23 protein-coding genes are annotated in these 24,544 nt (G+C 69.4%); 11 read left to right on the top strand and 12 right to left on the bottom strand.

Annotated features, from left to right (window positions below; all coding sequences use genetic code 11):
• Positions 1-40 precede the first annotated feature (40 nt).
• Together BP68_RS09890 and BP68_RS09885 are read right to left on the bottom strand one after the other, a co-directional pair.
• A complete protein-coding gene (locus BP68_RS09890) occupies positions 41-994 on the bottom strand; it encodes an alpha/beta hydrolase (protein WP_496371183.1) in 954 nt (317 codons plus the stop codon).
• A complete protein-coding gene (locus tag BP68_RS09885; protein WP_496371181.1) occupies positions 994-2,154 on the bottom strand; it encodes an ABC transporter substrate-binding protein in 1,161 nt (386 codons plus the stop codon). The genes BP68_RS09890 and BP68_RS09885 overlap by 1 nt, the downstream gene beginning before the upstream one ends.
• 236 nt (positions 2,155-2,390) lie before the next feature.
• On the opposite strand from BP68_RS09885, the gene BP68_RS09880 reads away from it, so the two are divergent.
• Together BP68_RS09880 and BP68_RS09875 are read left to right on the top strand one after the other, a co-directional pair.
• Positions 2,391-3,380 carry a helix-turn-helix transcriptional regulator gene (locus BP68_RS09880; RefSeq protein ID WP_496371179.1) on the top strand — a complete coding sequence of 330 codons (990 nt, stop codon included), beginning with the start codon at positions 2,391-2,393 and terminating at the stop codon, positions 3,378-3,380.
• Positions 3,381-3,732: 352 nt separating this feature from the next.
• Positions 3,733-5,904, top strand: coding sequence for a TonB-dependent receptor (locus BP68_RS09875; RefSeq protein ID WP_496371177.1), 2,172 nt, complete (start codon positions 3,733-3,735; stop codon positions 5,902-5,904).
• A gap of 175 nt (positions 5,905-6,079) precedes the next feature.
• Here the strand turns inward: BP68_RS09875 and BP68_RS09870 are convergent, their stop codons facing one another.
• Entirely contained in the window at positions 6,080-6,718 is a 639-nt protein-coding gene (locus tag BP68_RS09870; protein WP_496371175.1) for an MBL fold metallo-hydrolase, read from the bottom strand.
• 184 nt (positions 6,719-6,902) lie between these two features.
• Entirely contained in the window at positions 6,903-7,586 is a 684-nt protein-coding gene (locus BP68_RS09865) for a GntR family transcriptional regulator (RefSeq protein WP_496371173.1), read from the bottom strand.
• 132 nt (positions 7,587-7,718) lie between these two features.
• Here BP68_RS09865 and BP68_RS09860 point away from each other — a divergent pair, with 132 nt between their 5' ends.
• The 3 genes from BP68_RS09860 to BP68_RS09850 are packed head-to-tail and all read left to right on the top strand — an operon-like array spanning position 7,719 to position 10,743.
• On the top strand, positions 7,719-8,918 hold the full coding sequence (locus tag BP68_RS09860; RefSeq protein WP_496371171.1) for an acyl-CoA dehydrogenase family protein: 1,200 nt from the start codon (positions 7,719-7,721) through the stop codon (positions 8,916-8,918).
• A 2-nt stretch (positions 8,919-8,920) separates the two neighbouring features.
• The gene (locus BP68_RS09855) at positions 8,921-9,697 is read left to right on the top strand and encodes an SDR family NAD(P)-dependent oxidoreductase (protein ID WP_496371169.1); all 777 of its coding nucleotides are present in this window, start codon (positions 8,921-8,923) and stop codon (positions 9,695-9,697) included.
• The gene (locus tag BP68_RS09850; protein WP_496371167.1) at positions 9,694-10,743 is read left to right on the top strand and encodes a phosphotransferase; all 1,050 of its coding nucleotides are present in this window, start codon (positions 9,694-9,696) and stop codon (positions 10,741-10,743) included. Before BP68_RS09855 ends, BP68_RS09850 begins: the two co-directional genes overlap by 4 nt.
• A gap of 123 nt (positions 10,744-10,866) precedes the next feature.
• Here BP68_RS09850 and BP68_RS09845 read toward each other — a convergent pair whose 3' ends face one another.
• Positions 10,867-11,670 carry an exodeoxyribonuclease III gene (locus BP68_RS09845; RefSeq protein WP_496371642.1) on the bottom strand — a complete coding sequence of 268 codons (804 nt, stop codon included), beginning with the start codon at positions 11,668-11,670 and terminating at the stop codon, positions 10,867-10,869.
• Positions 11,671-11,680: 10 nt separating this feature from the next.
• Between BP68_RS09845 and pyrE the strand changes: the two genes are divergently transcribed.
• Entirely contained in the window at positions 11,681-12,379 is a 699-nt protein-coding gene (pyrE, locus tag BP68_RS09840) for an orotate phosphoribosyltransferase (RefSeq protein WP_496371165.1), read from the top strand.
• A gap of 58 nt (positions 12,380-12,437) precedes the next feature.
• Positions 12,438-13,121: a DUF4124 domain-containing protein gene (locus BP68_RS09835; RefSeq protein ID WP_496371163.1), complete on the top strand. Its 684-nt coding sequence runs from the start codon at positions 12,438-12,440 to the stop codon at positions 13,119-13,121.
• A gap of 77 nt (positions 13,122-13,198) precedes the next feature.
• On the opposite strand, the gene gatB is transcribed toward BP68_RS09835, so the two are convergent.
• The 3 genes from gatB to gatC are packed head-to-tail and all read right to left on the bottom strand — an operon-like array spanning position 13,199 to position 16,435.
• Entirely contained in the window at positions 13,199-14,644 is a 1,446-nt protein-coding gene (gene gatB, locus BP68_RS09830; RefSeq protein WP_496371161.1) for an Asp-tRNA(Asn)/Glu-tRNA(Gln) amidotransferase subunit GatB, read from the bottom strand.
• A gap of 1 nt (position 14,645) precedes the next feature.
• Positions 14,646-16,139: an Asp-tRNA(Asn)/Glu-tRNA(Gln) amidotransferase subunit GatA gene (gene gatA, locus BP68_RS09825; protein WP_496371159.1), complete on the bottom strand. Its 1,494-nt coding sequence runs from the start codon at positions 16,137-16,139 to the stop codon at positions 14,646-14,648.
• A complete protein-coding gene (gene gatC / locus BP68_RS09820) occupies positions 16,136-16,435 on the bottom strand; it encodes an Asp-tRNA(Asn)/Glu-tRNA(Gln) amidotransferase subunit GatC (RefSeq protein WP_496371157.1) in 300 nt (99 codons plus the stop codon). The genes gatA and gatC overlap by 4 nt, the downstream gene beginning before the upstream one ends.
• Positions 16,436-16,642: 207 nt before the next feature.
• On the opposite strand from gatC, the gene BP68_RS09815 reads away from it, so the two are divergent.
• From BP68_RS09815 to mrdA, 4 genes are read left to right on the top strand one after another with little or no spacing between them, the layout of a single operon-like run.
• Positions 16,643-17,686: a rod shape-determining protein gene (locus BP68_RS09815; protein ID WP_496371155.1), complete on the top strand. Its 1,044-nt coding sequence runs from the start codon at positions 16,643-16,645 to the stop codon at positions 17,684-17,686.
• 29 nt (positions 17,687-17,715) lie between these two features.
• Positions 17,716-18,633 carry a rod shape-determining protein MreC gene (gene mreC / locus BP68_RS09810; protein WP_496371153.1) on the top strand — a complete coding sequence of 306 codons (918 nt, stop codon included), beginning with the start codon at positions 17,716-17,718 and terminating at the stop codon, positions 18,631-18,633.
• The gene (mreD, locus tag BP68_RS09805; protein ID WP_496371151.1) at positions 18,630-19,151 is read left to right on the top strand and encodes a rod shape-determining protein MreD; all 522 of its coding nucleotides are present in this window, start codon (positions 18,630-18,632) and stop codon (positions 19,149-19,151) included. The genes mreC and mreD overlap by 4 nt, the downstream gene beginning before the upstream one ends.
• Positions 19,152-19,179: 28 nt before the next feature.
• Entirely contained in the window at positions 19,180-21,123 is a 1,944-nt protein-coding gene (mrdA, locus tag BP68_RS09800) for a penicillin-binding protein 2 (RefSeq protein WP_496371149.1), read from the top strand.
• A 39-nt stretch (positions 21,124-21,162) separates the two neighbouring features.
• Here mrdA and BP68_RS09795 read toward each other — a convergent pair whose 3' ends face one another.
• From BP68_RS09795 to BP68_RS09780, 4 genes are all read right to left on the bottom strand, one after another.
• A complete protein-coding gene (locus tag BP68_RS09795; protein ID WP_496371147.1) occupies positions 21,163-22,056 on the bottom strand; it encodes a DMT family transporter in 894 nt (297 codons plus the stop codon).
• A gap of 116 nt (positions 22,057-22,172) precedes the next feature.
• Positions 22,173-22,937 carry an amino acid ABC transporter ATP-binding protein gene (locus BP68_RS09790; protein WP_496371145.1) on the bottom strand — a complete coding sequence of 255 codons (765 nt, stop codon included), beginning with the start codon at positions 22,935-22,937 and terminating at the stop codon, positions 22,173-22,175.
• Positions 22,934-23,716 (bottom strand): amino acid ABC transporter permease, encoded by a 783-nt coding sequence (locus tag BP68_RS09785; protein WP_496371143.1) that lies wholly within the window; start codon positions 23,714-23,716, stop codon positions 22,934-22,936. The genes BP68_RS09790 and BP68_RS09785 overlap by 4 nt, the downstream gene beginning before the upstream one ends.
• 39 nt (positions 23,717-23,755) lie before the next feature.
• A complete protein-coding gene (locus tag BP68_RS09780; RefSeq protein ID WP_496371141.1) occupies positions 23,756-24,517 on the bottom strand; it encodes an ABC transporter substrate-binding protein in 762 nt (253 codons plus the stop codon).
• Positions 24,518-24,544: the final 27 nt, after the last annotated feature.

Below are 24,544 nucleotides of genomic sequence, written 5' to 3'. Positions count from 1 at the left end.
GGGCACGGCAGACGTCGCAATAGAGGTGGGGTGACGGGGCTCAGCGGGCCTGCTGCGCCAGCGCCAGCGCATCGATCAGGCCGGGCGCCATGGCGCCGCCATGGTCCAGGCCGGGCAGCACGGCCATGTCCACGCGCAGCTCGGGCCATTGCAGCGCGCCCAGTTGGTCGGCCAGCGCCTGGGTGCGCTCGATCATGCGGCGCTCGGCCTGCACGGCGGCGCGCGCTGCGGTGGGGGAGGCCTGTGCCTGCTCCAGGCTGCCCACGCGCAATTGCAACTGCGCCTTGAAGGGGCGCGGCGCCGTGGCGTGGGCCTGCATGAACTGGCGGGCGGTGTGCAGCAGCTGCGCGTTGTTCCACCACACCGAGGGGCTGGTGGCGGCGTAGCGTGTGAACTGCGCCGGGCGCGTGAAGAGCGCGTGCAGCACGAACAGGCCGCCGAACGAATGCCCGCTGATCGTCTGGCGCTGCCGGTCCACCGCAAAGGCATCGGCCACGCGGGGTTGCAGCTCGCGGGCGATGAAGTCGAGCAGCATGTCCGCGCCGCCCGCCTCGGGCGTGGCCGCGCGGCCGGGGGCGGGCGGCGTGTAGTCGCGCTGGCGTTCGGCGGGGTGGATCACGGCGTCGCCGGGGTGGCCGATGCCGACCACGATGGCGCTGCCCGTGCCCATGTCGCCGGGCCGCCCCGCGCTGTTGCGCGCCAACTGGGCCGCTAGCGCAAAGGCGGCATTGCCGTCCAGCACATACAGCACCGGATGGCCCGTGGCGGGCGCGGGGCCTGCGGGGCGCTGCACCCAGATGCGCCAGGTGCGGCCGCTGGCCGGGTCGCGCAGGTCTTGCTGGTGCGTGCCCGGCAGTTGCGCGGCGGGGGCCTGCAGCAGCGAAGGCGCGGCAGCCCCGGCGCTGGCGCAGCCGCCCAGCAGGCCCAGGCTGGCGCTGGCGCCTGCGGCGAGCAGCGCACGGCGCGTGCCCTGCGGCGAAGAAGGCACGGGCATCAGAGGCTGGTCCAGTACACGCCGGTCAGCGGGATGGGCTGGAACTGGGTGAACATGGACTGCAGCGTGGCGCGCGGGTCCAGGTCGGCGAACAGCTCGGGGTACAGCCATTTGGCGAACACCTGCACGGCCACCACGTTGAAGGGCGAGTTGTAGTAGTGGTGCCAGATGGCATGCGCGCGGCCGGGCTGCTGCACGGCCTGCAGCTGGGCGATGCCCCGGCGCTGCGTGGCGCGCAGCAGCGAGGCGCGGGCGGCCTCGGGTGTGGCATCGGCGCCCAGCACGATGCGCAGCGGCGACTTCTCGGCCGTGGCCATGCTGCCGATGCCGGTGCCGATGTACAGCCGGGGCTGGGTGGCGATCAAGAACTCGGGGTTCAGCGTGCCATGCTCGCCCGGGATGCGGCCGCGCGCCACGTTGTCGGCGCCCGCGGCATCCAGCAGCACGCCCACCAGGCCCACCATGGTGGCGCAGCATTCATCGGACAGGCCCACGCGGTTCTCCAGAAACACGCCGGGGTGGCGCGTGCCGGCCGGCAGGGTGCGCAGGCGCGATTCGACGCGCTCCAGCTGCGCCCGCCAGTAGGCGTTGAAGGCCTCGGCCTCCTGGCGCTTGCCCAGCACGGCGCCCAGCAGCGCCATGCTGCGCGGCGTGTTCTTGAGCGGGTCGTGGCGGAAGTCCACGAACACCACGGCCACGCCGGCCGCCTCCAGGCGGGCCAGGGTTTCGCGGTCGTTCTTGCTCGGGCCATGGCCGCCCGCCAGGCCCAGGATGGCCAACTGCGGGCGCAGCGCAATCGCCTGCTCGTCGCTGAAGCTGCCGCTGTGGTTGCGGCCCACGCGCGGCACCTTGTCGAGGTGGGGGAAGCGGCTGCGCCATTGGGCGTAGCCTGCGGCGTCCAGGGTTTCGTAGTCGCCCATCATGCCCACCAGCCGGCGGGCCACGTCGTCCCGCTCGAACACGCCCAGCGCGGGCAGCAGCCGGCCTTCGCCGAGCAGGATGCGGTCCACCTGGGCCGGCACGGTGACGCTGCGGCCGGCCAGGTCGGTCACGGTCTGGGTGGCGCCTGGGGCCTGCGCGGGCACTGGCGCGGCTGCGATGGCCAGGGCGCAGGACAGGGAGGCCAGTGCGGCCAGGAGACGGGGGAAGGTGAGGGTCATGGGCGGGAAGGTGCGGTCGGACCGGTGGCGAAGCAATACAGATTAAATGTTATTGAGAATTGTTTGTATTTATCATCTTGAGTTGCTAGCATCGCATGTCCCGTCGCCTGGCGTGTTTGCCCGGCGGAGGAAAACCTTTGCGCAAGCATCCGGGGGCAGGGCCTGGGGCGCCTGCCATGGCGCCTCCATGCCGCTGCTCCTCGCCGTCCCTGACTTTTCCTGTGCCACACCTGCCCATGACCGCCGTCAGACCATTGACCGTCCAATCCTCGGCGCCGCCGCTGGCGGGCCTGCAGGCATCGCTGCAGCGCCACCTGCAGCGCGTGCGGGTGCTGCGCCCCGGGCTGCACCTGCATGCCGACGATGCGGCCGATGCGCAGGACTTCACGGCCTGTGGCGAGATGGAGGCGGGCCTGCGCATCGTGCTGCTGCTGGAGGGATCGGTGGACGTGAGCTATGGCCCGCGCCGCGTGGCCTTGTCCAGCGCCGCGCAGCGTGCGCGGGTGCCGGGCCCGCCGCGCGCGCTGCTGGTGTCGGTGGCCGAGCCCGAGCGCTTTGAGCGGCGCGCACGCCGGGGCGCCTACGCACGCCGCGTGAGCGTGGGCCTGGGCGGCGAGTGGCTGGAGCAGGTGGCCGGGCCCGCGGCCTCGGGGGCCGTCGAGGCCTTTCGCCGCCAGCACCTGGCCATGCACCACTGGCAGCCTTCGGCGCGCATTGCCGCGCTGGCCGAGCAGATCGCCCATGCGCCGGACCTGAACCCGCTGCTGTTGCACCTGTACCTTGAAAGCCGCGCCCTGGAGCTGGTGGGCGAGGCCCTGGGCAGCCTGGCGCAGCACGCGCCCGGGCCTGCGCCCGCCCCGGTGTCGGCCCCGGCCCCCGCACCTGCCGCGCTGCGCCTGTTGCCCCATGAGCACCAGCGCATGCGCGCCTTGCACGCCTTCTTGCAGACCGATGGCGCGATGGACCTGTCGCTCGACGCGCTGGCGCGCCAGGCGGGCACCAACGCCAACACGCTGCAGCGGCATTTCCGCGCGGTGTACGGCACCACGGTGTTCGACTTCGTGCGCGAGCATCGCCTGCAGCGGGCGCGCCAGGCCCTGGAACAGGACGGCCTGACGGTGGGCCAGGCGGCCCTGGTGGCGGGCTACAGCAGCGCCGCCAACTTCGCCACCGCCTACCGCAAGCGCTTTGGCATGCCGCCCAAGCTGGCGCGCGGGAGGATTTGACGCCCCCCCTGAGTCGCCTGCGGCGCCTTCCCCCGGAGGGGGACGCCGCCAGCGCGGCGGGGCGGCCCTTGCGCGGCGGCCCTGGCGAGGCCACGCCCGTTGCGGGCCTCTGGGCTGTGGCGCAGCAAACATCTTTGTTGGGCGTGCAAACACGGCTGGCGGGGGGCCATGGAATCATCGGCCCATGCCAGATGTAACTCGCTGGCACGCCTTGTCACGGATTCCGGTGCCGGCCGTCGCTGCTGATTTTTGGTGGAGCCGGTTCGTGCGACAAGAGAAATCGCACTCATTCTTGTTTGCAATCCAGTGCCAAGGCGGCTCCTTTTCTTTTGGCTTTTGACCCAGGACTTTTATGCAGACTTGCCGCCCATCCCCGGGTGCCTTCCCGGCACATCCCTTTGCCCTGCGCCAGATCGCCCAGGCCTGCGCGTGGACCCTGCTGGCCGGTGCTGGCGCGGCCATGGCCCAGGCCCCTGCCGCCCCCGTGGCGCTCAAGGAGGTGACGGTGAACGCGGCGGCCGAAACGCCCGAGAGCCTGCCCGCCACCGCGCCCGGCGGCAAGGTGGCCAAGGGCACGCGCCTGGGCGTGCTGGGCAATGTGGGCGTGATGGACACGCCCTTCAACATGACGGGCTACACCGCCGAGGGCATTGCCGACCAGCAGGCCCAGACCGTGGGCGCGGTGCTCAAGAACGACCCTTCGGTGCGCACCACCACCAACGAAGGCCACATTGTTGAAAACTTCGTCATCCGGGGCTTCGGCGTGCTGGCCGGCTCGATGGCGATCAACGGCGTCTATGGGCTGGCGCCCGAGCAGAACACGCCCACCGAGATCTTCGAGCGCGTGGAGGTGCTCAAGGGCCCCGGCGCCATGATGATGGGCATGCCGCCCGCGGGCGATGTGGGCGGCGCCATCAACCTGGTGCCCAAGCGTGCGGGCAAGGCGCCGCTGACGCGCGTGACCACCACCTACTCGTCCAAATCGAACCTGGGCGTGCACGCCGACGTGGCGCGCCGCTTTGGCGCGGACCAGCGCCTGGGCGTGCGCGTCAACGGCGTGCTGTCGGGCGGCGAGACCTGGCTCAACCGCCAGACCAAGGCGCGCGAGATCGGTCACCTGGCGCTGGACTACCGGGGCGATGGCTGGAACATCGAGGCCGACGCCTATTCGCTCAAGAACAAGGTGCGCAAGGGCTCGCCCATGCAGCCCATCCTGACCGGCTGGACCACGGTGCCCAAGGCGCCCGACGGCTCCACCAACTTCTTCTACGGCGAGGGCGTGTACAGCAACACGCAGACGCAGGGCCTCATCGTGCGCGGCCAGGCCCGGATCAACGCGGGCTGGACGACGTTCGCATCGGCCGGCAAGGCGCAGCATGCCTACGACGGCTTCATCTTCGGCACCCGGCCCGTGTGGAGCCCGGCCCATGATGCCACCGGCAACGCCTCGGGCACGGCCTACAACTCCTGGGGCGAGTCCGACACCACCACGGCCGAGCTGGGCCTGCGCGGCCAGTTCAGCACCGGCGCCGTGGTGCACAAGCTCGCCCTGGCGGGCAACGTGATGCACTACGAGGGCGGCAGCCGCGCCAACGGCACGGCCCCCATCAGCAGCAACATTTACAACCCCACGCCCATCACCATGCCGCCAGGCGCGGCGGCCTCCACCTTCAAGCGGCACACCGATGACGTGATGACGGCGCTGAGCGCGGTGGACACGCTGTCGTTCGCCGACGACAGGCTGCAGCTCACCCTGGGCCTGCGCGTGCAGCAGGTGCACCAGAAGCTCAGCAACTACAAGGAAAGCGCCGTGACGCCGCTGGTGGGCGTGATCGCCAAGCCCTGGGGCGAGAACATCTCGCTGTACGGCAACTACGTGGAAGGCCTGAGCGCGGGCACGACCGTGAAGGCGCCCTATGCCAACGAGGGCGAAACCTTCAAGCCCTACAAGAGCAAGCAGGTGGAACTGGGCGTGAAATGGGTGACGGGCAGCCTGACGCAGACCGTGAGCCTGTTCCAGATCAGCAAGCCCGCCCTCATCGAGGTGGGCAACCGCCAGGTGCTCGACGGCGAGCAGCGCAACCGGGGCGTGGAGTGGAACGTGTTCGGCCAGCTGACCCCGTCGCTCGGCCTGCTGGGCGGCGCGGCCTACACCGAGGCCGAGCAGACCAAGACCAATAAAGGCGTGAACCAGGGCCGTGCGCAGTTCGGCGTGCCCAAGCTCACGCTGAACCTGGGCGCCGACTGGGCCATCCCCGGCGTGCAGGGCCTGTCGGTGAACGGCCGCGTGAACCACACGGGCGCGCAGTGGCTCACGGGCGACAACAGCGTGAAGCTGCCGGCGTGGACCACGGTGGATGTGGGCGCCCGCTACGCCACGCGCTTTGGCGCACAGCCCGTGGTGCTGCGCGCCACGGTGACCAACCTGGCCAACCGCGCGTACTTCGACAGCCTCTGGGGCGCCGGCCGGGTGAACGTGGGCGCACCGCGCGCCGTGCGCCTGTCGGCCACGTTCGACTTCTGATGCGGGCGGGGTGAACGCCCCCGGCCACGCGGGCCGGCGCGCAACCTGGTGGGCGCGCCGGGCCCTGTGGGCAGGGCGAGGATTAAAGCATTAGCTATAAAATTAATAGCTACTTGCGCTTACTCCATGGGCGCTAGAGGCCCAGAAGACTCAAAATGATCCATCCCGGGGCCTCTCAGGTCCCACCCACGTAGGGATTGCTCTGGCGCTCCCGGCCGAACGTGCTCTCCGGCCCATGCCCGGGGATGAACACGGTCTGGTCGCCCATGGGCCACAGGCGCCCGGTGATGCTGTCGATGAGCTGCTGGTGGTTGCCCTGCGGGAAATCCGTGCGGCCGATGCTGCCGGCAAACAGCACGTCGCCCACGAAGGCCCGGTCGATCTGCGGCGCGTGAAACACCACATGGCCGGGCGTGTGGCCGGGGCAGTGGCGCACGGCCAGCGTCTCGTTGCCGATCTGCACCTGGTCGCCATCGTGCAGCCAGCGCGTGGGCGTGAAGGGCTGCGCGGGCGGAAAGCCGAACATCGCGCTTTGCTGCGGCAGGCCGTCGATCCAGAACTGGTCGCCGGGGTGCGGGCCGACGATGGGCAACTGCAGCCGCTCGGCCAGCTCGCCCGTGCCGCCCGCGTGGTCGATGTGGGCATGCGTGAGCCAGATGGCCTTGAGCGTCAGGCCCAGGCGCCGCACCGCGTCCAGCAGCACATCCAGGTCGCCGCCGGGGTCGATGACGGCGGCATCCATGGTCTGGTCGCACCAGACGATGGAGCTGTTTTGCAGGAAGGCGGTGACGGGGATGGTCTGGTAGTGGAGCATGGGGGCATTGTGGGGTGTTGGCGGCACGGGGGCCATTGTTGAACAGGGCGTGATGGGGCGGTTGCCATGCAGCGCGGCGCAAACCCCTGCGGCAGGTCTGGAAACGGCGGGAACCATCAAAAAGGTGAGCTGCTAACGCTTGATGGATAAGCGCTAGAGCCGAATTTCCCTTTAAATCAAGGCCCTATCGCTCCCAGGTGCGGGCGATGGCCTCGCGCACGTTGCGCACATGCTGCATGCCCGCCGCGTCGGCGGCCTGTTCGTCGCCGGCCAGGATGGCCTGGCACATGGCCTGGTAGTCGCGCATGCGCACCTGCTGCAGCGTGGCGGGGCGGTGCTGGGCGTAGACGATGGGCATGTGGATGGAGGGGAACAGCCGGCGCAGCTCGCGGCTGCCGCTGGTGGCGAGCAGGGCGCGGTACAGAACGCGGCGGGCGCTGGCGAAGGCGTCGGCGTCCTGGCTGCGGTCGGCCTCGTCCAGGCGTTCCAGCGCCTGGGTGATGGCCTCTGGGGGCTCGCCGGCGGCAATGCGCCGCGCCGCGCTGCGCGCGAGCAGGCCGGTCATGCGCTCGGCCACGTCGAGCACCTCCAGGGTTTCCTGCGGCGACAGGGTGCGTATGGCCGCGCCCTTGTTGCGAAACAGGTCCACCACGCCCTCGGCGGCCAGCCGCTGCAGCGCCTCGCGCACGGAGTTGCGGCTCACGCCGAACTGGGCGGCCAGATCCACCTCGACCAGCCGCTGGCCGGGCACGAACTTCTGCTGTGCCAGTCCCTGGACGATGCCGTGGAAGACCGCGTCGGCGGCGCTTTCCGGGGCGTCGGCGGCGGCATCGGGCGGCGCGGCCGGGGGGCGGGCGGTGGAGGGCATGGGGCGGGCGGGGCTGGGGCGGTGGAGGCTGCCGACGTTAGCACAGCGAGGCGGGGTATTGTCTTCAATATTGTTCAACAATATCATCGGCAATGTGCCAGGCGTTCTGGCTGACTCTGTACGAGGACCCGCATGGACTTTTCTCTCTCCCCCGAACTGCGCGCTTTGCGCGACAAGACCCGGCAATTCATCGCCGAACAGGTGATTCCGCTGGAAAACGACGAGCGCCAGTCGCACCACGGCCCCAGCGAGGCGCTGCGCCGCGAGCTGGTGGCGCGCGGCAAGGCGGCCGGGCTGCTCACGCCCCATGCGTCCCGCGAGATGGGCGGCATGGGCCTGTCGCATGTCGAGAAGGCCGTGGTCTTCGAGGAGGCCGGCTATTCCTGGCTGGGCCCCACGGCGCTCAACATCCACGCGCCGGACGAGGGCAACATCCACCTCATGGAAGAGGTGGCCACGCCCGCGCAGAAGGAGCGCTGGCTGCGCCCCCAGGTGGCGGGCGAATGGCGTTCGTGCTTCGCCATGACCGAGCCCGCGCCCGGCGCCGGGGCCGATCCGTCCATGCTGGCCACCACGGCCGTGCGCGACGGTGACGACTACGTGATCAACGGCCGCAAGTGGTTCATCACCGGCGCCGAGGGTGCGCACTACGCGATCGTGATGGCACGCATGGAGGACGGCTCGGCCACCATGTTCCTGACCGATATGGATAAGGCCGGCATCGTGCTGGAGCGCAGCATGGATGCCATGGACGCCTGCTTCACCGGCGGCCACGGCGTGCTGCGCTTCGACAACCTGCGCGTGCCCGCGGCCGACGTGCTGGGCGAGATCGGCAAGGGCTTTCGCTACGCCCAGGTGCGCCTGGCGCCCGCACGCCTCACGCACTGCATGCGCTGGCTGGGCCAGGCGCGCCGCGCGCACGACACGGCGCTGGCCTATGCCCGCAAGCGCCAGGCCTTCGGCCAGCCGCTGGTCGCGCACGAGGGCGTGGGCTACATGCTGGCCGACAACGACATGGACCTGCACACCGCGCGCCTGCACATCTGGCACACGGCCTGGCTGCTGGACCAGGGCGAGAAGTGCAACTTCGAGTCGAGCCGCGCCAAGGTCGTGTGCTCCGAGGCCGAATGGCGCGTGGTGGACCGCAGCGTGCAGATCCTGGGCGGCCAGGGCGTGACGGGCGAGACACCGGTGATGCGCATCTTCACCGACATGCGGGCCTTTCGCATCTACGACGGCCCGAGCGAGGTGCACCGCTGGAGCATGGCGCGCAAGCTCGCCCACATGGCCGACAAGGCCGAGGCCGAACTGCTGCGCGAAGGGGGGGCCTGAGCATGGGCGCGGTGATGGACAGGTTCAGCCTGCGGGGCCGCCTGGTGCTGGTCACGGGCGCGTCGAGCGGCCTGGGCACGCATTTCGCGCAGGTGCTGGCGGCCGCGGGCGCCAGGGTGGCGGTGGCCGCCCGGCGGGCCGACAAGCTGGAGGGCGTGGTGGCGGCCATGGCCGCGGCGGGCGGCGAGGCGCGCGCGTTCACGCTGGACGTGACGGACAGCGCCAGCGTGCGCGCCTGCTTCGATGCCGTGGCCGAGGCCTGGGGCGTGCCCGACGTGGTGGTCAACAACGCCGGCGTGACGGTGACGCGCCCGGTGCTGGAGCAGACCGAAGAGGACTTCGACCAGGTCATGGACACCAACCTCAAGGGCCACTGGCTGGTGGCCACCGAGGCCGCGCGCCGCATGGTGGCGGCCGGCAAGGGCGGGGCCATCGTCAACGTGGCCTCCATCCTGGGCGAGCGCGTGGCCGGGGGCGTGGCGCCGTATGCCATTTCCAAGGCCGGCGTGATCCAGGCCACCAAGGCCATGGCGCTGGAGCTGGCGCGCCACCGCATCCGCGTGAACGCGCTGCTGCCCGGCTACGTGGTGACCGACCTCAACCGCGACTTCCTGACGAGCGAGCTGGGCGACAAGCTGCGCAGCCGCATTCCCAGCCGCCGCTTCAGCGAGCTGGGCGACCTGGACGGCCCGCTGCTGCTGCTGGCGTCCGATGCCGGCGCGGCCATGTCCGGCGCCACCGTCGCCGTGGACGGCGCCCACCTGGTGAACACGCTATGAGCGCGTCCACCGCAACACCCGCGCTGCCGCTCGGGCCGCTGGCCGACTACCTGCGCGCGCAGGGCCTGGCGGGCAGCGCGCCGCTGCAGGCCAGCGTGCTGGCGGGCGGCCAGTCCAACCCCACCTTCCGCCTGAGCGCCGGCGAGGGCCGCGAATACGTGCTGCGCAAGAAGCCCGAGGGCCTGCTGGTGGCCTCGGCGCACGCCATCGACCGCGAGTTCCGCGTGATGCAGGCGCTGCAGGACACCGAGGTGCCCGTGCCGCGCATGCTGCACTACTGCGACAGCGGCGAGCTGCTGGGCACGCCGTTCTACGTGATGGAGTTCCTGCAGGGCCGGGTGATGATGGACCAGTCCCTGCCGGGCATGGCGCCGGCCGAGCGGGGCTCCATCTACCGCGAGATGAACCGCGTGATCGCTGCGCTGCACGGCGTGGACTATGCCGCCGTGGGCCTGGCCGACTACGGCAAGGTGGGCCACTACGTGGGCCGCCAGATCGCGCGTTGGTCGCGCCAGTGCCGCGAATCCACCGTGCCCCTGCATGACGCCATGCACCGCCTCATGGACTGGCTGCCCGAACACCTGCCGGCGGGCGACGAAACCACGCTGGTGCACGGCGACTACCGGCTCGACAACCTGATCTTCCACCCCACCGAGGCGCGGGTGATCGGCGTGCTGGACTGGGAGCTGTCCACGCTGGGCCACCCGCTGGCCGACCTGTCGTACCAGTGCATGGCCTGGCGCATTCCGCCCACGCTGTGGCGCGGCATCGGCGGCCTGCCTCTTGTAGAGCTGGGCATTCCGTCCGAGGAGGAATACGTGGCCTGGTACAGCGCCGCCACCGGGCGCGAGGCCGCGGGCGCGTGGGACTACTACCTGGCCTACAACCTGTTTCGCATGGCCGCCATCCTGCATGGCATCGCCCAGCGCGCGCAGGACGGCAACGCCGCCTCGGCCGATGCGGTGGAGACCGGCCGCAAGGCGGGGCCGCTGGCGGAGCTGGGCTGGCAGAGCGCGCAGCGCTACATGGCGGCCACCCGGCGCTGAGGGCCGGTACCCAGCAATGGCACGCACAGCGGGCGCCTGTGGCGCCCGTTTTTATGGGGTTTTTGGCCTCTGGCGCCCGTCCAGTAAGCGCAAAATGCTATTGTTTTTGATGCGTCCACCGCATCACAGCGCGAAGTCGTAGCCCACGGTGATCGGCGCGTGGTCGCTGAACTTCTGGCCCTTGTAGATGTCCTCGGTGCGCGCCAGCGCGGCCAGGGCTGGCGTGGCCAGGTGGTAGTCCAGCCGCCACCCCACGTTGTTCGCATAGGCCTGGCCCCGGTTGCTCCACCATGTGTAGCTGGCGTCGGTGGCGTCGGGCTGTAACTGACGGTAAACGTCCACCAGGCCGCCCGTAGGCTCAGAGATGTGCAACAACTTTGTCATCCAGGCCCGTTCCTCGGGCAGGAAGCCGCTGTTCTTCTGGTTGCTGCGCCAGTTCTTCAGGTCGATCTGCTGGTGGGCGATGTTGATGTCGCCGCACAGGATGAACTCGCGCTCACCCTTGAGCCGCATGAGGTGGGGGTGGAACTCGTCCAGGAAGCGGAACTTGGCCTGCTGGCGCTCCTCGCCGGAGGAGCCGCTGGGAAAGTAGGCGCTGATGAGGGACAGCTTGCGCGCAGGGGTGTCGAAGCGCAGCTCCACATAGCGGCCCTCGGCGTCGAACTCCTGCGAGCCGTAGCCCACGCGCACGTCGCTGGGCTCGTGGCGGCAGTACACGCCCACGCCCGAATAGCCCTTCTTGGCGGCGAAGTGGAAATGGCCCTTCAGCCCAGCCAGCTCCTCGAAGCGCCCCTGGATATCCGCTGACTGGGCCTTGATTTCCTGCACGCAAATACAATCCGGTCGGCTTTGGGCAATCCATGCCTCGACCCCCTTGGACGTGGCCGAACGGATGCCATTGAGGTTGAGACTGGTTAATTTGAACAAGGAAGCATCCATGGTGATTGGTAGTGCACAAGCGGCCGAGCAGGGCCGTCTGGCGCAGGATTTTGTGCGTTTTGCCGTGGAATCCGGCGTGTTGCGCTTTGGCGAATTCAAGACCAAGGCCGGCCGCATGAGCCCGTATTTCTTCAACGCCGGACTGTTTGACGACGGCGCCAAGATGGGCCGCTTGGCGCAATTCTATGCACAAGCCCTGGTGGCCAGCGGCATCGAGTTCGACATGGTCTTCGGCCCCGCCTACAAGGGCATTCCGCTGGCCGCCACCGTGGCCGTGGAACTGGCGCGGCTGGGCAAGAACGTGCCCTTTGCCTACAACCGCAAGGAGGCCAAGGACCACGGCGAGGGCGGCACCCTGGTGGGCGCGCCGCTGCAGGGCCGGGTGCTGATCGTGGACGATGTGATGAGCGCCGGCACCGCGGCGCGCGAGTCCATCGCGCTGATCCGCGCCGCGGGCGCCACGCCGCATGCCATCGCCATTGCGCTGGACCGGCAGGAGAAGGCCACCGAGAATGGCCAGGACGTGGACCACAGCGCCGTGCAGTACGTGCGACGCGAGCTGGGCATGCAGGTTTGTACTATCGCCAAGCTGGCAGACTTATTGCAATACCTATCGGCAAGCGGGGGGGATGCGCAGATGCAGGCCCACCACGAGCGGGTGCTGGCCTATCGCCAGCGCTATGGCGTGAGCGATTGACGAAACGGCGGCGGGAGGGCTGGGCTTGAAATCAGATGCACGACGGATGGTGGGGTTCATGGCCGGCTTGGTCGTCGTGGTGCTGGGCTTGCCCCCTGCCTGGGCGCAGCAGAACAAGCCGCCGCAGGAGGTCTACACCTGCACCGACCGCAGCGGCCGCCGCATCACGGCCGACCGGCCCATCGCCGACTGCGTGGACCGCGAGCAGCGCATCCTGGACCACACGGGTGCCGAGCGCCGCCGCATCGGCCCCACGCTGACCGAAAATGAACGTGCGGCCCAGGAGGTGCAGCGCCGCAAGGAGGCACAGAACCGCGCGCGCATCGCCGAGGAGCGCCGCCGCGAGCGCGTGCTGATGTCGCGCTACCCCGACGAGGCCACGCACCAGACGGAGCGCGAGGCGGCCATCGTGCAGGTGGACGAGGTCATCGCCGTGGCCCACAAGCGCATCCAGGACCTGCGGGGCGAGCGCAAGCGCATCGACGCCGAGCTGGAGTTCTACCGCCGCGATCCGGCCAAGGCACCCATGAAGCTGCAGCGCCAGATCGCCGAGAACGACGAGGGCGTGGCCGAGCAGCAGCGCTTCATCACCGCGCAGGACCAGGAAAAGCGCCGCATCCACCAGCGCTTCGACGCCGAGCTGGCCCAGCTGCGCCAGCTGTGGGCGGCCCAGCGGGCATCGGCGGCCCAGTGGGCATCGCCCCCCGGCGACGCGGCGCCCGGGGCACCCGGCGTGCGCTGAGCGCGGCACGCCCACAGAAAAGGCTCCCTCGGGAGCCTTCTTTCTTGATAGCTGCCAGCGCTTGTCTGGCGGGCGTTTCAGGCCAATTTAGCCTTCAAAAGATCGTTGACCTGCTGCGGGTTGGCCTTGCCCTTGCTGGCCTTCATCACCTGCCCCACGAGCGCGTTGAAGGCCTTGTCCTTGCCGGCCTTGTACTGCTCCACGTTGGCCGGGTTGGCCTGGACCACCTCGTCGATGATGGCCTCCAGCGCGCCCGTGTCGTTCATCTGCTTGAGGCCCTTGGCCTCGATGACGGCGTCCACCTCGCTGCCCTCGCCGCTCCACAGCGCCTCGAAGACCTGCTTGGCGGCGTTGTTGCTGATGGTGCCGTCGTTGATGCGCCGGATCAGCTGGCCCAGCTGGCCGCTGGCCACGCGGGCCTGCTCGATGCCGATCTCCTCGGTGTTCAGGCGGCGCGAAATCTCGCCCATGACCCAGTTGGAGGCCAGCTTGGGCGCCCCGCAGGCCTTCGCCGCGTCTTCGAAGTAGGCCGCCATGGCCTGGCTCTGGGTGAGCGTGGTCGCGTCGTACTCGGGCAGGCCGTACTGCTGCACGAAGCGTGCGGCCATCTGGCGCGGCAGCTCGGGCATGGTGGCCTGGATCTGCGCCACCCATTCGGGCGCCACGCGCAGCGGCGGCAGGTCGGGGTCGGGGAAGTAGCGGTAGTCGGCCGCATCTTCCTTGGTGCGCATGGCGCGCGTCTCACCCGTGTCGGGGTCGAACAGCACGGTGGCCTGCTGGATGCTGCGGCCGTCCTCGATCTCCTCGATCTGCCAGCGGATCTCGTAGTCGATCGCCAGCTGCATGTTCTTGAAGCTGTTGAGGTTCTTGATCTCGCGGCGCGTGCCCAGCGGCGCACCCGGCTTGCGCACGGAGACGTTGGCGTCGCAGCGGAAACTGCCTTCCTGCATGTTGCCGTCGCAGATGCCGATCCAGGTGACGATCTGGTGCAGTGCCTTGGCGTAGGCCACGGCCTCTTCGGTGCTGCGGATGTCGGGCTCGGTCACGATCTCCAGCAGCGGCGTGCCGGCGCGGTTCAGGTCGATGCCGCTCATGCCGTGGAATTCCTCGTGCAGCGACTTGCCCGCGTCTTCCTCCAGGTGGGCGCGCACCAGGCGCACGGTCTTCTTCTCGTCGCCGAGGTAGAAACTCACCTCGCCGCCCTGCACCACCGGGATCTCGAACTGGCTGATCTGGTAGCCCTTGGGCAGGTCGGGGTAGAAGTAGTTCTTGCGCGCAAAAATGCTCTCTGGCGCAATGTGGGAGCCCAGGGCCAGTCCCAATTTGATGGCACAGGCCACGGCCTCGCGGTTCATCACGGGCAGGGTGCCGGGCAGTGCCAGGTCCACCGCGCAGGCCTGGGTGTTGGGCTCGGCGCCGAAGTCCGTGGGCGCGCGGCTGAAGATCTTGGACCGGGTGGCCAGCTGGGTGTGGGTCTCGAAGCCGATGACGACTTCGTAGCCTTGGATGAGTTTGCTCGTCATGTCACAGGCCTCCGGGTTGGCGGAGGTGGAAGTCGGTCGCCTGCTGCAGGCGGTGCGCGGCGTTGAGCAGGCGGCCCTCCTGGAAGTAGTTGCCGATCAGCTGCAGGCCCACGGGCATGCCCCCTTCGCCGAAGCCCGCGGGCACGCTCATGCCGGGCAGGCCGGCCAGCGAGGCGGGCAGCGTGAAGATGTCGGCCAGGTAGTCGGCCAGCGGGTCGCTGCCGTGCTCGCCCAGCTTCCAGGCCACCGTGGGCGCCACGGGGCCTGCGATCAGGTCGCAGTCCTTGAAGGCGTTCTGGAAGTCGTCGGCGATCATGCGGCGGATCTTCTGCGCCTGCAGGTAATAGGCGTCGTAGTAGCCGTGCGAGAGCACATAGGTGCCGATCATGATGCGGCGCTTGACTTCGTCGCCGAAGCCTTCGGCGCGGGTCTTCTTGTACATGTCCACCAGGTCGGCGTAGTCCTTGGCACGGTGGCCGAACTTCACGCCGTCGAAACGGCTCAGGTTCGAACTGGCCTCGGCCGGCGCGATGATGTAGTAGACCGGGATCGACAGTTCGGTGCGCGGCAGGCTGATGGGCACCAGCTTGGCGCCGAGCTTTTCATACTCCTTGAGCGCGCCATCGACGGCGGCGCGCACGTCGGGTGCCAGGCCTTCGCCGAAGAATTCGGCCGGAATGCCGATGCGCAGGCCGTCGATGCTGTCATTCAGCGTGCGGCCGTAGTCTTGCGCGGGCATGTCCAGCGAGGTGGAGTCGCGGTCCGGGTCGGGGCCGCACATGGCGGACAGCAGCAGCGCGCAGTCCTCGGCGCTGCGGGCCATGGGGCCCGCCTGGTCGAGGCTGGAGGCGAAGGCGATCATGCCGTAGCGGCTGGCGCGGCCGTAGGTGGGCTTAATGCCGGTGATGCCGCAAAAGGACGACGGCTGGCGGATCGAGCCGCCGGTGTCGGTGCCGGTCACGCCCGGGGCCAGGCGCGCGGCCACGGCCACGGCGCTGCCGCCGGACGAGCCGCCGGGAATGCGGTCCGTGGCCCAGGGGTTGCGCACGGGCGCGGGCGCATCGAAGCCCACGGGGGCGGCGGCCGAGTTCTCGTTGGCCGAGCCCATGGCGAACTCGTCGCAGTTGAGCTTGCCCAGCGTCACGCAGCCGGCCTCGGCCAGCTTGCCGACCACGGTGGCGTCGAACGGTGAACGGTAGCCCGCCAGCATCTTGGAGCCGGCGGTGCTGGGGAAGTCCCGGGTGACGAAGATGTCCTTGTGCGCGATGGGCACACCGGCCAGCGGCGCGGCCGTGCCGGCGGCCAGGGCGGCGTCCTGTGCGCGGGCCTGGGCCAGCGTCACGTCTTCGTCCACGGCCACGTAGGCGCCCAGGTGCTGGTGCGCCTTGGCGCGGGCCAGGAAATGCTGGGCGGCCTCGGTGGCCGACACTTGTTTGGCGCGCAGCTGCGCCGCCAGTTGGGCCACGCCCAGGTCATGCAGTGCGGGGGAGGTCATTCAATCACCTTCGGCACGAGGAACAGGCCGCGCTCGACGGCGGGGGCGCTTTGCTGGTTGGCCTCGCGCTGGTTGGGCTCGCTGGCCACGTCGTCGCGCAGCCGCAGCTGCACGTCCTGGATGACCGCGACGGGGTGCGGCAGCGGCGCGATGCCGCTGGTATCCACAGCCTGCATCTTCTCCACGATGCCGAAAAAACCGTTGATCTGCGTGAGCATGCGCTCACTGTCGTCCGGGCTCAATTCAAGCCGCGCCAGATTGGCAATGCGGCCGATATCCTGGGGTGTCAGTGCCATAGGGGAAAAGGGGCGTCGGAAACCGGATGTAACGCTGAAATCCGGGCCACGCCGGGGGGAGTTATTCACAGGGGATGCGGTATTATCCCGGCTTTGCCGCAATACCTCCACACTGCCGGTCATTGTGCGAAAAAAGCCAATAAACACCCTGTAAACACCCGGCGATGGCAGGCCGACGTGCATGCCGTGCCTGAGAGGATTCTCGTAATGTTCGGAGCTTTCCGTCGGTACTTCTCCACCGACCTGGCCATTGACCTTGGCACTGCCAACACCCTGATCTTCGCACGCGACAAGGGCATCGTGCTCGACGAGCCCTCTGTCGTCGCCATCCGCCACGAAGGCGGCCCCCACGGCAAGAAGGTCATCCAGGCCGTGGGCCGCGAGGCCAAGGCCATGCTGGGCAAGGTGCCCGGCAACATCGAGGCCATCCGCCCGATGAAGGACGGCGTGATCGCCGACTTCGTGATCACCGAGCAGATGATCAAGCAGTTCATCAAGATGGTGCATCCGCGCTCGGTGCTCACGCCCAGCCCCCGCATCATCATCTGTGTGCCCTGCGGCTCCACCCAGGTCGAGCGCCGTGCCATCAAGGACGCGGCCGAGGCCGCCGGCGCCACGGCCGTCTACCTGATCGAGGAGCCCATGGCCGCCGGCATCGGCGCGGGCCTGCCGGTGTCGGAGGCGTCGGGCTCCATGGTCGTGGACATCGGCGGCGGCACCACCGAGGTCGGCGTGATCTCCCTGGGCGGCATGGTCTACAAGGGCAGCGTGCGCGTGGGCGGCGACAAGTTCGACGAGTCCATCATCAACTACATCCGCCGCAACTACGGCATGCTGATCGGCGAGCCCACGGCCGAGGCCATCAAGAAGCAGATCGGCTCGGCCTTCCCCGGCTCCGAGGTCAAGGAGATGGAGGTCAAGGGCCGCAACCTCTCCGAGGGCGTGCCGCGCAGCTTCACCATCTCGTCCAACGAGGTGCTGGAGGCGCTCACCGAGCCGCTCAACCAGATCGTCTCCGCCGTCAAGAACGCGCTGGAGCAAACCCCTCCCGAGCTGGGCGCCGACATCGCCGAGCGCGGCATGATGCTGACCGGCGGCGGCGCGCTGCTGCGCGACCTGGACCGCCTGCTGGCCGAGGAAACCGGCCTGCCCGTGCTGGTGGCCGAGGAGCCCCTGACCTGCGTGGTGCGCGGCTGCGGCATTGCGCTGGAGCGCATGGACCGCCAGGGCAGCATATTCACCAGCGACTGAGCGGCGCCCGCGCCTGACGAGCTGCCCGCATGTCCCTGGAAACCCTGGACCGTTCGGCGCCGACGCTGTTCAAGCAGGGGCCATCACCGCTCGCACGTCTCACCCTCTACAGCGCCCTGGCGCTGTTTTTGATGGTGGCGGATGCGCGCTTTCAGCTCACCGAGCCGCTGCGCAAGGCCGTGGGCACCGTTCTGTACCCGCTGCAGTGGCTGATGCTGCAGCCGGTGGAGTTCGCCGGCAAGGGCGCGGGCTACCTCCAGTCGCTGCAGGCCGCGCAGGAAGGCGCGGACGAGGCGCACAAGAAGATGGCGCAGATGTCCGTGCGCGCGGGCGAGGCCGACCAGCTGCTGCGGGAAAACGCCGAGCTGCGCAAGCTGCTGGAGTTGCGCGAGCGCCTGGACACGCCGGCCCAGGCCGCGCAGGTGATCTATGACACGGCCGACCCGTACACGCGCCGCGTCATGGTGGACCGTGGCCAGCTGGCCGGCGTGGAGCTGGGCTCGCCCGTGGTGGATGCCTCGGGCGTGCTGGGCCAGGTGACGCGCGTGTTCCCCATGCTCAGCGAGGTCACGCTGCTCATCGACCGCGACCAGGCGATCCCGGTGCTCAACCTGCGCACGGGTGCGCGCAGCGTGGCCTATGGCGACCCGGTGGCCGGCCATGGCGGCGGCATGGAGCTGCGCTTCACGCCCAGCAATGCCGATGTGCAGGAAGGCGACCTGCTCACCACCAGCGGCGTGGACGGCCTGTACCCGGCGGGCCTGCCCGTGGCGCGCGTGGTGCGCGTAGAGCGGCGGGCCGATTCCGCCTTTGCGCGCATTTACTGCGCGCCGCTGGCGCAGGTCCACGGCGCACGCCATGTGATGCTGCTCACGCCGCCGGCGACCGACATGCCCGCACGGCCCACGCCCGAGCCCGCGGCGCCCAAGCGCGGAGGCCGCAAATGATCATGCCCAAGGGCCAGCAGCTGCTGCTGCCCGTGCGCCCCGCCTTCATCATGGCCAGCCTCGTGGTGGCCCTGGCGCTGAACATGCTGCCGCTGGGCCGCGTGGTCTGGACGCCGGACTGGGTCATGGTGCTGCTCGTGTTCTGGGGCATGCACCAGCCGCAGCGCGTGGGGCTGGGCATCGCATTCGCCATGGGCCTGTGCATCGACGTCTACCAGTCCGGCCTGCTGGGCCAGCACGCGCTGGTGTATTGCGCGCTGATGTTCGCCGCGCAGTACACCCACCGCCGCCTGCTCTGGTTCGGCCCGTTGCTGCAGGCGCTGCAGCTGCTGCCGCTGTTCTTCGCGGCCCATGCCATCGAGCTGGCGCTGCGCGTCGTGGCCGCCGGCGGCACGCTGCCCGGGTTCGAGGGACTGGTGGCGCCGCTGCTGGAGGCGCTCATCTGGCCGCTGGCCAGCTGGATCCTGTTGGCGCCGCAGCGGCGCCCGCCGGACCAGGACGACAACCGGCCGCTGTGAGCGTGCTGGCCATGACGGGGCACCACGGATGACCGAGCTGCGCAATGCCGAGGCCGATATTTGGCGTTTTCGCCTGCGCGTGTTCGTCGTGGGCGTGGTCGTGCTGCTGGCCTTCCTGCTCATCGTGGCGCGGCTGGTGGTGCTGCAGGTGGTGCGCCACGAAGACCTGGCGGACCAGGCCGAGAGCAACCGCACGGCCATCGTGCCCATCGTGCCCAACCGCGGCCTCATCATGGACCGCAACGGCGTGGTGCTGGCCACCAACTATTCGGCCTACACGCTGGAGATCACGCCCTCGCGGATCATGGATCTGGAGGAAACGATCGACGAGCTGGCCCAGATCGTGGACATCCAGCAGCGCGACCGGCGCCGCTTCAAGCGCCTGCGCGAGGAGTCGCGCAGCTTCGATTCGCTGCCCATCCGCACGCGGCTGACCGACGAGGAGGTGGCCCGCTTCGCGGCGCAGCGCTACCGCTTCCCGGGCGTGGAGATCAAGGCGCGGCTGTTTCGCAACTACCCGCTGGGCGAGGTGGCCAGCCATGCCATCGGCTACATCGGGCGCATCAACCAGCGCGAGAAGGAGCGCATCGAGGATTCGGACGACGCGGCCAACTACCGCGGCACGGACTACATCGGCAAGCTCGGCGTGGAGCAGAGCTTCGAGACCACGCTGCACGGGCAGACCGGCGTGGAGCGCATGGAGACCTCCGCGGGCGGCCATGCCGTGCGGCGCCTGGCCAGTCACCCGGCCACGCCGGGCAACACGGTGATGCTGTCGCTGGACATCAAGCTGCAAAAGCTCATCGAGGAGATGTTCGGCGAGCGCCGCGGCGCGCTCGTGGCGCTCGATCCGCGCAACGGCGAGGTGCTGGCCCTGGTGTCCAAGCCCACGTTCGACCCCAACCTGTTCGTCGAGGGCATCGACCAGGAAAACTGGCAGGCGCTCAACGAGTCCATCAACAAGCCGCTGCTCAACCGCGCGCTGCGCGGCACCTACCCGCCGGGCTCCACCTACAAGCCCTTCATGGCGCTGGCGGCGCTGGAGCTGGGCAAGCGCTCGGCCACGCAGGTGTTCAACGACCCGGGCTATTTCAACTACGGCGGCCGCACCTTCCGCAGCCACGAGGGCGGCCTGGGCGGGGTGGACATGCACCGCGCCATCCAGTTCTCCAGCAACACCTATTTCTATTCGCTGGCGGTGGAGATGGGCGTGGATGCCATCCACGACTTCATGCAGCCCCTGGGCTTCGGCCAGATCACCGGCATCGACCTCAATGGCGAGCTGCGCGGCGTGCTGCCCAGCACCGAGTGGAAGCGCAACGCCTACAAGCGCCCGGAGGCGCGGCGCTGGTATTCCGGCGAGACGGTGTCGCTGGGCATCGGCCAGGGCTACAACAACTTCACCATGCTGCAGCTGGCCGTGGCCGAGGCCACGCTGGCCAACGGCGGCACGCGCTACCGCCCGCACCTGATCAAGGCCGTGAAGGACCAGGTGAGCGGCCAGGTGAGCGAGGTGCAGCAGCCCCCGGGCGAGCACCTGGGCTACAACCCCAAGCATGTGGCGGTCGTGAACAACGCGCTCATGGCCGTGAACCAGGCCGGCACGGGCCGGCGCGTGTTCGCGGGCGCTTCCTACACCTCGGCCGGCAAGACCGGCACGGCCCAGGCCGTGAGCCTGGGGCAGAACGTGCGCTACAACGCCAAGCTGCTGGAGGAGCACCAGCGCGACCATTCACTGTTTGCGGCCTTCGCGCCCGTGGAGGAGCCCCGGATCGCCGTGGCCGTGATCGTGGAGAACGCGGGCTTCGGCGCGGCGGCGGCGGCGCCCATCGTGCGCCGCGTGTTCGACTACTGGCTGCTGGGCCAGTACCCGAGCGAGCAGGACCTGGCCGCGGTCTCCAAGGGCCAGGCCGGCGCGCCGCTGGGCACGCCGCGGCGCGCCGACGAGGTGCCGCTGGACATCGCACCCTGAGCTGATGGGCCGGCATCCCCGGAGGGCGCCGGCGCGGCCTCAGGCCGCCGCCGGCGTGCCGCGCGGCGGCTGCAGCTGGCTCACCACCAGCGCGGCCACGATCAGCGCCGCGCCCGCCAGGCCGGCCGTTCCCAGGCGCTCGCCGATCAGCGCCCAGGCCGTGAGCGCGGCGAACACCGGCTCCAGCCCGAAGATGATGGCGCTGCGCATGGCGTCCACGCGCTGCTGGCCCCAGGCCTGCAGCGTCACCACCAGCACGCTGGCCACCACGCCCAGGTACAGCAGCGCCGTCTGCGCCGCGGCGGGCAGGGTGAGCAGTGCCTGCAGCGACGAGCCGGCCTCGCCGTGGCGTGCCAGCACCAGGGCGCCGGCGGCGGTGAACATCACCAGCGCCTGCGTGGCCGCCATGCGCGTGGCGCGTAGCGGCTGGGCGGCCGTGCGGCGCGCGCATTCTTCCAGCGCCAAGATGTAGATGGCGTAGAACAGCGTGCTGGCCAGCGTCAGCGTGTCGCCCAGGTTCCAGGGCTCGTCCTCGTGGAACATCAGCGTCATGCCGGCCAGCGCCATCGCGCAGGCCAACCACAGCGCCCGGCCGTAGCGCCGGCCCAGCACGGCCATGGCCAGCAGCGGCACCACCAGCACGTTGAGCCCGGTGACGAAGGCGTTGCGGTTGCTGCTGGTGCGCGCCAGGCCCTCGATCTGCAGCCAGAAGGCCAGGAACAGCAGCGCGCCCAGCACCAGGCCCCAGCGCAGCTCGGCGCTGCGCATGCCGCGCCACATGGGCGCCAGCACCACCAGCGCGATGGCGAAGCGCGCCCAGATGATCTGCGGCGCGTCCAGGTGCGCCGACAGCATCTTCATGGCGGGGAAGGTGGTGCCCCAGACGGCAACGACCAGCAGGAGGGCCATCAGGCCATGGCGTTCGGAACGCATATGCACTACCAAAAAACAGGAGCGGTTCGCGCTTGATACGCAAGCACTTCAGCCGTATTTGATGCTGAAGTGCCCGCAGATAAAGCGCGGCAAGCTATTGATTCATGAGCGACCCATCAGGCGCTCATGCGCCCGATGAAGGAGCGGATACGGTCGTTGGCCGGGTGGGCGAAGAACTCGGCCGGCGGTGCATCGTGGGCGATGCAGCCCTGGTCGAAGAACATCACGCGGTCGGCCACCTCGCGGGCGAAGCCCATTTCGTGCGTGACCACGATCATGGTCATGCCGCCGCGCGCCAGCTCGCGCATCACGTCCAGCACCTCCTGCACCATCTCGGGGTCGAGGGCGCTGGTGGGCTCGTCGAACAGCATCACCTTGGGCTGCATGGCCAGTGCGCGCGCAATCGCCACGCGCTGCTGCTGGCCGCCCGACAGCTGCCAGGGGTACTTGTGCGCATGGTCCTGCATGCCCACGCGCTTGAGCAGGGCCATGGCCTTGTCGTTGGCCTGCGGGCGCGGCGTGCGGCGGATGCGCCGGGGCGCCAGCGTCACGTTGTCCAGGACCGTCATGTGGCCGAACAGGTTGAACTGCTGGAACACCATGCCCACCTCGCTGCGCTGCAGCTGCAGCGTGCGCGGGTCGTCGGTGACCTCCACGCCGTCGATGGTGATGCTGCCGCTGTCGTGCGGCTCCAGGCGGTTGATGGCGCGCAGCAGCGTGCTCTTGCCCGAGCCCGAGGCGCCGATGATCACCGTCACCTCGCCGGTGCGGAACACGGTGGACACGCCCTTGAGCACCTCGTGGGCGCCGAAGGCCTTGCGCACGTCCTTGACGACGATGTAGGCGTCGCGGCGGCTGCTGTCGTTGTCGGTGGCGCTCATTTCACGCGCCCTTCCACGTCGAAGCGGTACTCGATGGCATGCGTCACCTGCGTCACCAGCGTGGTCAGGATCAGGTAGGTGATGGCCACCGTGGACAGCGTGGCCACGGGCTGGAAGGTGGCCGACTGGATGCGGTTGCCCACGTTGGTCAGCTCCACCACGCCGATGGCGTAGGCCAGCGACGAGTCCTTGAGCAGCGCCACGAAGTTGCTCACCAGCGGCGGCAGCGCGATCTTGAACGCCTGGGGGAACACCACGTCGAAGAACACGTGCACGCGCGACAGCCCCAGCGCGCGAGCGGCCTCGGTCTGGCCGCGCGGCACGGCCAGCAGGCCGGCGCGGATGGCCTCGGCGTTGTAGGCGCCCACGTTCAGGCCCAGCGCCACCACGGCGGCGGCGAAGTCGGGCAGGTTGAGCCCCGGCACCAGCACGGGCAGGGCGAAGTACACGAACAGGATCTGCACCAGCAGCGGCGTGCCGCGGATGGCCCAGATGTAGAAACCGGCCACCGAGCGCAGCCATGCCTGGCGCGAGGTGCGCGCCAGGGCGGCGCCGGTGCCCAGCGCCAGGCCCGCTGCGCCGCTGACCAGCGTCAGGTACAGCGTGGTGAGGGCGCCTTCGGAAAACAGGGCGGCATTGGAGCCGATGGGTTCAGGAAAGAACGAGAGGAACTGGCCGAGCAGGGCGAGGACCAGCGCCATCAACACCAAAGCCGCTACCAGCGTCGCATTGCTGCGCTGGGAGCGGCTCCAGTGGGCGGGCCAGAGAGCGAGAAGCATGGGAGAGGGGCGCCGGGCCCATGGGCCCGGCGCAGGGGGTTACTTGCAGGTGACGTCTTCTTGGAAGTACTTCTTGGAGATGGCGGCGACGCCGCCGTCGGCGATGGCTTCCTTCAGCGCCTTGTTCCAGGCGTCGGCCAGGCCCTGGTTGCCCTTGGAAACGGCCGAGGCCACCTGCTCGACGAACAGCATGTCGCCGGTGTGGAAGCCCGCCTTGGGGGCCTTGGCCAGCATTTCCTTGGCCACGAAGCGGTCGGTCACCCAGGCGTCCACGCGCTTGGAGGCCAGGGCGTTGCGCGCCGCCTCGTCGGTGGGGAAGTTCTTCACGTCCTTCACGCCGGGCACCTTCTTCACGGCGTCCAGGTAGGTGGTGCCGGTCTGCACGGCCACCACCTTGCCGGCCAGGTCGCCGGCCTTGGAGATCTCGGGCTTCATCGAGACGATCTGGCCGCCCGAGCAGTAGTGCGGCAGGGTGAAGGTCACGGCCTTGGAGCGTTCTTCGGTGATGGCGTGCGAGGCGATCACCAGATCCCAGCGGTCCTGCGCCAGGCCGGTCAGCAGGGCGTCGAAGCCCACGGTCTTCCACTCGAACTTCAGGCCCATCTTCTTGGCGACCAGCTCGGCCACCTCGATCTCGTAGCCCGTCAGCTGCTTGCCCTTGAAGAAGTTGAACGGCGCGTACTGACCCTCGGAGCCGAGGATGATGGTGCCGCTCTTCTGGATGTCTTCCAGCGGGCGTGCCTGCACTGCAACGGCGGCGCACAGTGCCACCACAGTGGCCAAAGTCTTGAACATCTTCATGTCTGTTCCTGCGTGGGATCGCTTCAG

This window comes from Diaphorobacter oryzae DSM 22780 (assembly GCF_059568935.1).
Note: the sequence above shows the minus strand (reverse complement) of the source record. Positions and strands in the feature narration are given on the sequence as shown.

Coding starts and splice junctions, on each gene's coding strand:
- BP68_RS09850 (WP_496371167.1), top strand. CDS start 9,694: ATGAGCGCGTCCACCGCAACACCCGCGCTGCCGCTCGGGCCGCTGGCC.
- BP68_RS09865 (WP_496371173.1), bottom strand. CDS start 7,586: ATGCCCTCCACCGCCCGCCCCCCGGCCGCGCCGCCCGATGCCGCCGCC.
- BP68_RS09785 (WP_496371143.1), bottom strand. CDS start 23,716: ATGCTTCTCGCTCTCTGGCCCGCCCACTGGAGCCGCTCCCAGCGCAGC.
- BP68_RS09855 (WP_496371169.1), top strand. CDS start 8,921: ATGGGCGCGGTGATGGACAGGTTCAGCCTGCGGGGCCGCCTGGTGCTG.
- BP68_RS09880 (WP_496371179.1), top strand. CDS start 2,391: ATGACCGCCGTCAGACCATTGACCGTCCAATCCTCGGCGCCGCCGCTG.
- BP68_RS09885 (WP_496371181.1), bottom strand. CDS start 2,154: ATGACCCTCACCTTCCCCCGTCTCCTGGCCGCACTGGCCTCCCTGTCC.
- BP68_RS09835 (WP_496371163.1), top strand. CDS start 12,438: ATGGCCGGCTTGGTCGTCGTGGTGCTGGGCTTGCCCCCTGCCTGGGCG.
- BP68_RS09815 (WP_496371155.1), top strand. CDS start 16,643: ATGTTCGGAGCTTTCCGTCGGTACTTCTCCACCGACCTGGCCATTGAC.
- mrdA (WP_496371149.1), top strand. CDS start 19,180: ATGACCGAGCTGCGCAATGCCGAGGCCGATATTTGGCGTTTTCGCCTG.
- mreD (WP_496371151.1), top strand. CDS start 18,630: ATGATCATGCCCAAGGGCCAGCAGCTGCTGCTGCCCGTGCGCCCCGCC.
- mreC (WP_496371153.1), top strand. CDS start 17,716: ATGTCCCTGGAAACCCTGGACCGTTCGGCGCCGACGCTGTTCAAGCAG.
- BP68_RS09875 (WP_496371177.1), top strand. CDS start 3,733: ATGCAGACTTGCCGCCCATCCCCGGGTGCCTTCCCGGCACATCCCTTT.
- gatC (WP_496371157.1), bottom strand. CDS start 16,435: ATGGCACTGACACCCCAGGATATCGGCCGCATTGCCAATCTGGCGCGG.
- BP68_RS09870 (WP_496371175.1), bottom strand. CDS start 6,718: ATGCTCCACTACCAGACCATCCCCGTCACCGCCTTCCTGCAAAACAGC.
- BP68_RS09860 (WP_496371171.1), top strand. CDS start 7,719: ATGGACTTTTCTCTCTCCCCCGAACTGCGCGCTTTGCGCGACAAGACC.
- gatA (WP_496371159.1), bottom strand. CDS start 16,139: ATGACCTCCCCCGCACTGCATGACCTGGGCGTGGCCCAACTGGCGGCG.
- BP68_RS09890 (WP_496371183.1), bottom strand. CDS start 994: ATGCCCGTGCCTTCTTCGCCGCAGGGCACGCGCCGTGCGCTGCTCGCC.
- pyrE (WP_496371165.1), top strand. CDS start 11,681: ATGGTGATTGGTAGTGCACAAGCGGCCGAGCAGGGCCGTCTGGCGCAG.
- BP68_RS09790 (WP_496371145.1), bottom strand. CDS start 22,937: ATGAGCGCCACCGACAACGACAGCAGCCGCCGCGACGCCTACATCGTC.
- gatB (WP_496371161.1), bottom strand. CDS start 14,644: ATGACGAGCAAACTCATCCAAGGCTACGAAGTCGTCATCGGCTTCGAG.
- BP68_RS09795 (WP_496371147.1), bottom strand. CDS start 22,056: ATGCGTTCCGAACGCCATGGCCTGATGGCCCTCCTGCTGGTCGTTGCC.
- BP68_RS09780 (WP_496371141.1), bottom strand. CDS start 24,517: ATGAAGATGTTCAAGACTTTGGCCACTGTGGTGGCACTGTGCGCCGCC.